Source organism: uncultured Meiothermus sp. (assembly GCF_937863175.1).
Taxonomy (GTDB): domain Bacteria; phylum Deinococcota; class Deinococci; order Deinococcales; family Thermaceae; genus Meiothermus.
The window spans coordinates 1-9,088 of record NZ_CALMCQ010000439.1 but is presented as its reverse complement, the minus strand read 5'-3'; the positions used below and the strand labels follow the sequence as shown (position 1 = coordinate 9,088).

Here is a 9,088-nt window from a genome sequence, read left to right as displayed (position 1 = left end):
CAGGTTCGGCCCCTTGAAGCCGCACTGGATATCGTATTGCAGGAGGCGAAGCCGCTGCAGAGCATTGAACAGCTACCCCTGTCTGTCGCCCATGGCGGCATTTTAGGCGCTAACCTGAGTTCCAAAGTCAACCACCCCTATACCGACGATACTGCAGTGGATGGCTATGCTTGCCGCGAAGCCGATGCCCAGGGCGCAACCGTGGGCAACCCAGTAAAGCTCAAAGTGGTCGGGCAATCCCCGGCAGGCAAGCCTTTTAGTGGAAGTATTGGTTCCAGCGAAGCTGTGCAGGTCTTCACCGGGACTCCAATTCCCAAAGGGGCCAATGCGGTCATTCGGGTGGAGGATACCTTGCGCGAGGGCGATTTTGTCTGGCTAATGAAGCCTGCTTCAGCCGCCGATATTCGCCGCAAAGGCGACGATCTGGTGTTGGGACAGACATATTTACACAAAGGAGATCTGCTCACGCCTGGGCGGGTGGGGCTGGCTGCTGCGATGGGCTACCCGATCCTGCCAGTAATCCGACGGCCCAGGGTAGGGATTTTGTCTACCGGAGACGAGGTGGTCGAGCCAGGACTGCCCCTGCCTTATGGCGGGGTCTACAACTCCAACAGTTATTCGGTAGCGGGGCTGGTAGGCGAAGCGGGCGGTGAACCCATTATTCTGCCAAGGGTTTCAGACAACATCGAGGGTTTGCGCGCCCAGCTGCGTCAAGCCGGAAAACTTGACCTGCTCATCACCACGGGGGGTGTCTCGATGGGCGAATACGACATCGTGCGCCAACTACTGGAGCAGGAGGGCGAAATCCACTTCTGGAAGATCAGAATGCAGCCCGGCGGCCCCTTGCTATTTGCCACCTGGAACGAGCTTCCCCTGATGGGCTTGCCCGGCAATCCAGTCTCGGCAATGGTCACGTTTTTACTATTTGGACGGCCTTTTCTCTTCAAAGTGCTCGAGCGCAATGATGCCCCATATAACCAAATCAAGGCTATTGCCGACACCGCTTTTGACGCCAATCCCACCCGTCGGGCGTACCGTCGTGCTGTGATGAGCTGGAAAAATGACCATTATCATGTTGCAAGCACCGGGAACCAGTCCAGCGCGGTGTTGAATTCAATGGCGGTGGGCAATGCACTGGTCGTACTCGAGGAGGGTCTTTCGGCCAGGTCTGGCGAGGTGGTGAATGTCATCCCGTTGCCGGGCCTGATCTAGCGCCTCATGTGGGGACTCTTTCTCTGCCTTTTACCCTTGACAAAACCCTCCTCATCCCCCAGACTGCAAGGGTTGCGTCTACTCGAGGCCGCAGGGTGCGGTCAGGCGCATGGTTCAACAAAGCCGTACATCCTTACCCCCGGTACAGTTTGGACATTCAGTTCTTTCTGGGATGAGCGGCTCGAGCCCTACAAGGTTGGATTCGCCCAAGCGCTATGCGCCAATGTGGTATTCAGCCCACACCCAAAAGGACTTTGTAGCTATGGAGTTTTCCGCATTTACATTGCGGCCTGAGGTTGCTAGCGCAATCCAGGCCAAAGGTTTCAGCACCGCCACCCCCATCCAGGCCGCTGCCATCCCGCTCGCGCTGGAAGGCAAAGATTTGCTGGGTCAGGCCCGCACAGGCACTGGTAAAACCCTGGCTTTTGGCGTTCCCATCGGCAACAAACTGGATGCGAACCGCGAACGTGGGCGTGCGCCCAGGGCCCTCATCCTCACCCCCACCCGCGAACTGGCTCTTCAGGTAGCCAGAGAGCTGGAGTGGCTGGCCCCGCACCTGACCATCACCCCCATCTACGGGGGTACTGGATACGGCAAGCAGGCCGAGGCGCTCAAACGCGGCACCGATGTGGTGGTAGCCACCCCAGGCCGGGCCATTGACTACATGGAACAGCGCATCCTCAACCTCTCCCAGATTGCGATTGCTGTGCTTGACGAGGCCGACGAGATGCTCTCGATGGGCTTTGAAGAAGCGGTCGAACAGTTGCTGGAAGCCACCCCTTCCAGCCGCCAGACCCTGCTGTTCTCGGCCACCCTGCCTGCCTGGGCACGTCGCCTTTCGGAGCGCTTCCAGAAGGGTTCCATCCTGATCAACGTCATCAAGGATGAAGCCATCTCCTACGAAGAGGTAGCCATCCAGGCCCCCGTTCACAACCGACTTTCGATGCTCTCCGACCTGCTGTTTGCCTACGCCCCCGAACGCACCATCGTCTTCACCAGCACCAAGGCCGAATGTAACGATCTGGCGCTGGGTCTGGAAAGCCGGGCCCATAGCGCGGCCCCCATCCACGGCGACATGGGTCAGATTGACCGTGAGCGGGTGATGGAGCGATTCCGCAGCGGCAATGTGACCATCCTGGTGGCTACCGATGTGGCGGCCAGGGGCCTGGACATTCCCGAGGTGGATCTGGTGGTGCACTACCGCCTCCCGGATCAAAACGAGTCCTATCTGCATCGCTCGGGCCGTACCGGGCGGGCTGGACGCTCGGGCAAGGTGGTGATTCTGTATGGCCCACGCGAGAAGCGCGAGTTAGAAACACTGGAACGTGAAGTCAAGCGCCATTTCAAGCGGATCAACGGCCCTACACCGGAAGAAGTGATGGAAGCCAAGTGGGCCGTGCTGGCCCGCCGCATTTCCAAACAGCCCGAGGCCGACAAGAGGCTCTGGCGCGAACAGGCCGAGCGCCTAATTGCCGAAGGGGGCGTGGACGCAGTGGCCGGGATGCTGGCCCTGATCCTGGGTGGTGCTCCCACACCCAAGAGCCTGATTACTGGCGAGGAAAACTGGGTTACGCTCAAGCTCTCGGGATCGCGTATCAGCGTGAACCGGGTGGTTGCGGTAATGAAAGGAGCCGGTGCGGGCGAGATTGGCCGGATTCGCCTGGATGGCGATGTGGCCGGTTACGTGGATATCCGACCAGAAGATGTGAGCAAGCTCGATCATTCGATGCTGCGCGATTTGCGCTTGATTCGTGCCACCGAACTGCCAGCCGAGTCCAGGCTGCCCCAACGTCAGGATCGTCAGGGGCAGGGCTTTGGACGAGGCCAGGGCAAACGCCAGGATCGTTCGTATGGCAGCCGTGAAGGTCAGGGGCAGCGCCGTAGCCAGGCTGAACGCCGTTCAGAAGGTCAGACCGAAGACCGCCGCGAAGGTGAACGCAAGCGTATCGTGTACCGATAACCCACACGAAATTTAGAGCCCCCTCGCTCGAGAGGGGGCTTTTGCTTGACTCTCTAGAAATCGCCCGCTTCAGGCTGCCAGACGGGGGCGGCTCATTCTGACTAGCAGCCATATCCCCGTCACCAGCAGCAGAGCCGGCAGTACCCACTGCACAAAAAAGCCTGCCAGACCCACCGCTACCCCCAGCGCACTACCCAGTACTGCCAGGATTCCACCCAGAATCAGGAGCACCAGCAGCAGCGGGAAAAGCACCACACCCAGCACCGCCAGTAAGGGGAGTGCTACCACAGCGATTACAACCCCCAGAATCGGCCCCAGCAGACCCGTGATCAGCAGAACCGCCAGAATTATGAGCGACCATCCGAGCAGTCTCATACCTTGAGGGTAGCCGGTTCGCAGGTAGGTGTAGTAAACCTGCTTACACTTTATAGCTCATCGTTTCCACCCAAGCCCTGTTTGCGAAACCGTGCAATCAGCATCGGAGAGAACAGTGAAACCACTGCCAGTACCCACAGCACTACGGCAATGGGGCTGCTAAAGAGATAGCCCAGATTGCCATCGCTGATGGTCATGGCCCGGCGCAGGTTGATCTCCATCAGGTAGCCCAGCACCAGCCCCAGAAGAACCGGCGCCAGAGGAAAGTCGAGTTTGCGCATCAGGTAGCCCAGCAGGCCAAACACCGTCATCAAAAGCAGGTCGAAGGGGTTGTTGTTGACCGCGTAGACTCCTATGAAGCTGATAGCCAGCACCGCCGGTATCAAAAACCAGGCCGGCACCGCCAGCAGCCGCACAAACAAACCCACCAGGGGCAGGTTCAGCAGCAGCAGCACCGCATTTCCCACGTACATTGAGGCAATCAGGCCCCACACCACATCGGGATGTTGTTGAAACATCTGGGGGCCAGGCGTCACTCCCAGGCTTACCAGCGCACCCAGCATGATGGCGGTGGTGCCACTACCGGGCAGGCCCAGGGTGAGGAGGGGAATCATGGCCCCGCCTGCGGCGGCGTTGTTGGCCGACTCGGGGGCTGCTACCCCGCGCAAATCGCCCTCGCCAAAACGGCCCCGGGCTCCCAGCAAGCGTTTCTCGGTGGTATAGGAGACGAAACTGGCAATGGAGGCTCCGGCTCCCGGCAAGACCCCAATCAGAAAGCCCAGCACGCTGCTTCGCAGAATGGTCATCAGCGAACCCATGAAATCCTTGAAAGACAGGAAGATGCGCCCCACCTGGGCTCGCAAGGCTCCCGGGGTTTTTTCCTCCAGGATCGTCAGCACTTCACTCACCGCAAAGAGTCCGATGGCCACCACCAGAAAGTCCATGCCGTCCTCGAGTTCCAGCAGTCCGAAGGTGTAGCGCGAAATTCCCGACTGCGGGTCTTGCCCCACCGTAGAAAGCATCAGGCCAAAACCCGTGGCGATCAGAGCCTTGAACATGTTTTTGCCCGCCAGGGCCGAGAGGGTCGAAAAGCCAAAGACCATCAGGGCAAAGTATTCGGCGGGCCCAAATCGAATGGCCCACTGAGCCAACAAAGGCCCCAAAGTCATGAGGCCCACCACCGAAAGGGTGCCAGCAATAAACGAACCCCAGGCCGCCATCGCCAGGGCCGGGCCAGCCTGCCCCTGTTTGGCCAGCTTGTTGCCATCAATGGCGGTGACCACCGAAGAGGTCTCGCCAGGGATGTTGAGCAGGATGCTGGTAGTGGAGCCACCATACATGGCCCCGTAATAAATTCCCGCCAGCAGAATCAGAGCCGACCCCGGGGGCATATCGAGGGCGAAGGTGAGCGGCACCAGCAGCGCCACCCCGCTGATGGGACCAATGCCGGGCAGTACCCCAATGAGCGTGCCAACCAGGCAACCCAAGACCACCACCAGCAGGTTGAAGGGCTGGAAGGCCACTCCAAAGCCGTTGAGGAGCGCTTGCAGGATGTCCATGGGGCCTCCTCTAACCGAAAATTCTTCCTGCTGGTAGCGGCACGCCCAGCCCCTCGGTGAACAAAAAGTAGACGGCCAGGGTGAAGGCCAGAGCACCGCCCAACCCTTGCCACCAGCGCGCTCCAAACAGCACCGAGAGCAAGGTCATCTCGAGGGTGGTGGTGAGGATGAACCCCAAAGGAACAATCAGATAGGCATAGGCCACCAGGCTTGCAAGCACCAGGCTAAAGGACAGCCAGAAACGCGGCTCGGGCCAGGTGGGGTTGGGGTCGGGCTTGAAGAGCAGCCACAGCGCCGAAAGGCTCATCAGAGTCGCGATGATATAGGGAAAGGGCCGGGGGCCCAGGGGATCGGACAAGAAACCTACCTGCATTCTGCTAGCCACCAGCGCATAGCCAACCGCCAGCAGCAACACCAGCATACCTACGATACGGTCTGTCATAAGCGATGCCCGTAGCTTCTGCCGATAGCCAAAAGGCTAATGCTCAGGATTTACGCACCCATTTAGAAACAAAGATTTGGAGCCAGTCAAAAACCCCGTCTGGTTCTGGCGAGCGGAGCAAAACCATCCAGGGCACCACAAGGCCCGCAAGCCTGCTCACTGGACTGAATTGCTTCACTCCCGCATCCGCCAGACCTGCTCGTTCGCCATGACGGCTCCCAGAGTGCGCAAATCCCAAGTTATCGGCCATAAGCCATCCACTACATCCACTATCGAATAATCCCGAGTTCGCGCGAGAGGTTGCGGAACTGGGCTACCTGGCGGTCTATGAAGACCTGAAACTCGGCTCCGGCCATGAAGAACTGGCCCAGGCTGTTTTGCTCGCGCACCCGGGTCCATTCCGGACTGCGTTCTACCTGACGCAGCGCTCTAGACCAGAACTCAAAAGCAGGAGCGGGCATGTTCCTGGGCACGTAGAAGCCGCGCCAGACTACCCATTCCACGTTGTAGCCCAGTTCGCGCAGGGTGGGCACACTGGCAAAGGGAGCCGGCAGGCGGCGCGGTGACATGATCCCCAGTACCCGCACCGTACCGGCCTCAACCTGTGCACGAAGCTCAGAGGCATCTCCGGCAAATACCTGTATAAAGTTGCCCAGCAAGGAGGTAAGGGCCTGGCCACCCCCATCGAAGGGCACGTATTTGACGGAGCGAGGCTCTATGCCAGCCGCCCGGCCCAGCAGCAACACCTTCATGTGATCCTGACCCCCCACCGCACTCCCACCGCCCACCGCAATCTTGCTGGGGTCGGCCTTCCAGGCAGCCACCAGTTCTTGCATGGTCTTCCAGGGCGCATCGGCCTTCACCGCAACCAGGCCAAAGTCGGCAGCCACCGCCCCTAACCAGCGCACATCCCGCTCGGTAAAGCGGCTGAACTGGCCCTGCGCCAGTCGAACTGTGGTAGCTGGACTTGCTGCCACAATTAAGTTGGCATCGTCGCCACGCTGGGTGACTACATTGGCGTAGGCAACCCCACCGCCCGCCCCGGTCACGTTGGTGGTTTTGATGGGCTGAACCACAATTTTGAGATCCTGCATCACCTGCGAGACGCTACGGCAGGTGAAGTCCCAACCGCCCCCAGCACCCGCGGGTGCAATACATTCGGGGTTGCGCGGGGTGAACTGAGCCAGCGCGATACTGCTTACGACCAGGCCAAGTACTGCCAGTTTTTTCATGGAAACCCTCCCGAACACAAACAAACACTGGTTTGCCGGTATTTACACAGCAGTACATTTGTCACCGACAAGCCTGAGTTGGTATGTGTCTCGATTCTACTGAGGCAACCGGCAGCGTCAAGTTTTCGTACATTGTGTTCACAGGTACGAAGCACGACCTTCATTTGGAGGGTGGCCCAAACTAGGCTATGCTTGAAGATACTCAAAACCCTCGAGGACTCTGTGAGCATCGCCAGTCGTAGACCAATCGTGGATTTTGTTCCAAGACCCAGGCCGGGGCGGCGTCTGGGTATTCAACAGCGGCTTTTTTTGCTGCAAGTCTCGCTATTTGCTTTTCTAATGGTGATTCTAGCGGGCATTCAGGTATATGTGTTGCAGCAGTCGGTGCGCCAGGAGTATGGCGAGCGGGCCCTCTTAATCTCCCGCACCGTGGCCCAGATCCCCAGTGTGGTCGCAGCCTTTGGCGACCCCGATCCATCCAAAGTGATTAATCCTCTGGTCAATAGCATCCGCAGGCAGGTGGGGGCCGATTTTATTGTGGTAGGCAACCGGCAGGAGATTCGGCTGGCGCACCCGCTACCTGACCGCCTGGGCCGAACCATGGTGGGAGGCGACAATGTCGAACCGCTGGCGGGTCGGGAAATCATCAACGTGGCTATCGGTAGCATGGGAGCTTCCATTCGGGGCAAGGTACCGGTTTTTGACCCGTCGGGGAATGTGATTGGGGTAGTTTCGACCGGATATCTGTTACCGACTACCCAGAGCAGCGCAGCACAGGTTAGTTTGGCCCTGCTGCCCTGGTTTGGGCTGGGTCTGGTGTTTGCCTTGATTAGCAGTGTGTGGCTGAGTCGGAGGATTAAACGGGAAATGTGGAACCTCGAGCCCGAGCAGATCGCGGCCCTGGTGTTGCAGCATCGCAGTGTGCTGAGCGCCCTACAAGAAGGGGTGCTGGTGGTGGACCGCGACGGGAAGGTGCAACTGGCCAACCCCAGGGCCGCCCAGATGCTGGGAATTCCCCACGACCTGGCGATCCCACTGGCAGTTCGCGAGGTCTGGCCTGACCTGTACCAGAGTGGGCTCCTGAGCACGGAGTATGTGGAAAACGAACTGCTGCGTATCCGTACCCTGCCGGTACTGGTGGGGGTCTTCCGAATGAGCAACGGACAACATGTGGTGACTTTTCGGGATCGGGCCGAGATCATGCAGGTGGCCGAGGAGCTAACCCAGACCAAGCGCTACGCCGATTTGTTGCGGGCCCAAACCCATGAATTCATGAATCGGCTGCACACCATCGCTGGCCTGATTCAACTGGGCAAACCAACCGATGCTCTGGGAGTGATTCGTAGCGAGGTTTCCCAGAGCGGAGCCGTGCGAAACCTGATCTCTTCGATCGAAGTGCCGAGGCTGGCCGCCTTGATTATTGGCAAGTACGAGCGGGCCAGAGAGCTGGGCATTCGCCTCGAACTGGAGTCGGGCTCGAGTCTGCAGTCTGGTTGGGAAAAGGTCTCCGAGGCCCTCGAGCTGATTGTGGGCAATCTGGTGGAGAATGCCTTTGAGGCGGTACTGGAGCAACCTCGAGGAAGCACCTCGCAAGTGGTTGTGATGATTGGCGAGGATCCCGAAGGGTTACAGATCGAGGTGCGGGACAATGGCCGAGGGGTGCCCATTCCGTTGCGCAACAGGATGTTTGAACGGGGGGTCTCGAGCAAAGGGGAAGGGCGGGGGTTAGGACTAAGCCTCGCCAAGCAGCAAACTGAAGGGCTGGGCGGAACTTTACAGCATTTCAACCGGGGGGGGCTGACCGTATTCCAGGTGAGCCTACCCTCGTTGGCGAGCACCCATCCATGAACCCCACTCAGGTATTGCTGGTCGAAGACGACCCCTGGGTATCGCAGGTGAACCGGGGAATGGTCGAGACGCTGGCGGGCTTTGTGGTGGTGGGCGAGGCCCAGACCGTGCAGCAGGGGCGGGCCCTGGCCCTGACCCTTAAACCCGAACTGCTGCTGGTGGATGTGTACTTGCCCGATGGCACTGGGCTGGACTTGATCCGGGCCTTGCGAAGCCAGAACCTGGATTTTGAAGCCATCATGATTACCGCAGCCAACGATGCCCATACAGTGCAAAGGGCTTTGTATGATGGTGTGCTGGATTTTCTGATCAAGCCCTTTCAGCAAGCAAGGCTTAAGCAAGCCCTCGAGCGCTATTACCAGCGGCGCCGTGCAACCCAGGCAGAGAGTTTTACCCAGAAGAAGCTGGATCGCTTGCTGGGGATAAACAACCCCGAGCGGCTGCCCAAAGGGATTGATGC

8 protein-coding genes are annotated in these 9,088 nt (G+C 59.2%); 4 read left to right on the top strand and 4 right to left on the bottom strand.

What is annotated here, in order from left to right:
* Both glp and Q0288_RS16330 read left to right on the top strand, forming a co-directional pair.
* The coding region (gene glp / locus Q0288_RS16335; protein ID WP_299432851.1) for a gephyrin-like molybdotransferase Glp at positions 1-1,212 on the top strand (1,212 nt) is incomplete at its 5' end.
* Between the two features lie 262 nt (positions 1,213-1,474).
* On the top strand, positions 1,475-3,172 hold the full coding sequence (locus tag Q0288_RS16330; RefSeq protein ID WP_299432848.1) for a DEAD/DEAH box helicase: 1,698 nt from the start codon (positions 1,475-1,477) through the stop codon (positions 3,170-3,172).
* Positions 3,173-3,241: 69 nt separating this feature from the next.
* On the opposite strand, the gene Q0288_RS16325 is transcribed toward Q0288_RS16330, so the two are convergent.
* From Q0288_RS16325 to Q0288_RS16310, 4 genes are all read right to left on the bottom strand, one after another.
* Entirely contained in the window at positions 3,242-3,547 is a 306-nt protein-coding gene (locus tag Q0288_RS16325) for a hypothetical protein (RefSeq protein ID WP_299432845.1), read from the bottom strand.
* Positions 3,548-3,597: 50 nt separating this feature from the next.
* The gene (locus Q0288_RS16320; RefSeq protein ID WP_299432842.1) at positions 3,598-5,106 is read right to left on the bottom strand and encodes a tripartite tricarboxylate transporter permease; all 1,509 of its coding nucleotides are present in this window, start codon (positions 5,104-5,106) and stop codon (positions 3,598-3,600) included.
* A gap of 10 nt (positions 5,107-5,116) precedes the next feature.
* Positions 5,117-5,548: a tripartite tricarboxylate transporter TctB family protein gene (locus Q0288_RS16315; protein ID WP_299432839.1), complete on the bottom strand. Its 432-nt coding sequence runs from the start codon at positions 5,546-5,548 to the stop codon at positions 5,117-5,119.
* 269 nt (positions 5,549-5,817) lie between these two features.
* A complete protein-coding gene (locus Q0288_RS16310) occupies positions 5,818-6,780 on the bottom strand; it encodes a tripartite tricarboxylate transporter substrate-binding protein (RefSeq protein ID WP_299432836.1) in 963 nt (320 codons plus the stop codon).
* 192 nt (positions 6,781-6,972) lie between these two features.
* Here Q0288_RS16310 and Q0288_RS16305 point away from each other — a divergent pair, with 192 nt between their 5' ends.
* Both Q0288_RS16305 and Q0288_RS16300 read left to right on the top strand, forming a co-directional pair.
* Positions 6,973-8,628, top strand: a complete 1,656-nt coding sequence (locus tag Q0288_RS16305; RefSeq protein ID WP_299432833.1) for a sensor histidine kinase — start codon at positions 6,973-6,975, stop codon at positions 8,626-8,628.
* Positions 8,625-9,088, top strand: a 464-nt coding sequence (locus Q0288_RS16300) for a response regulator (RefSeq protein WP_299432830.1), incomplete at its 3' end; no start/stop codon positions are given. The genes Q0288_RS16305 and Q0288_RS16300, both read left to right, overlap by 4 nt.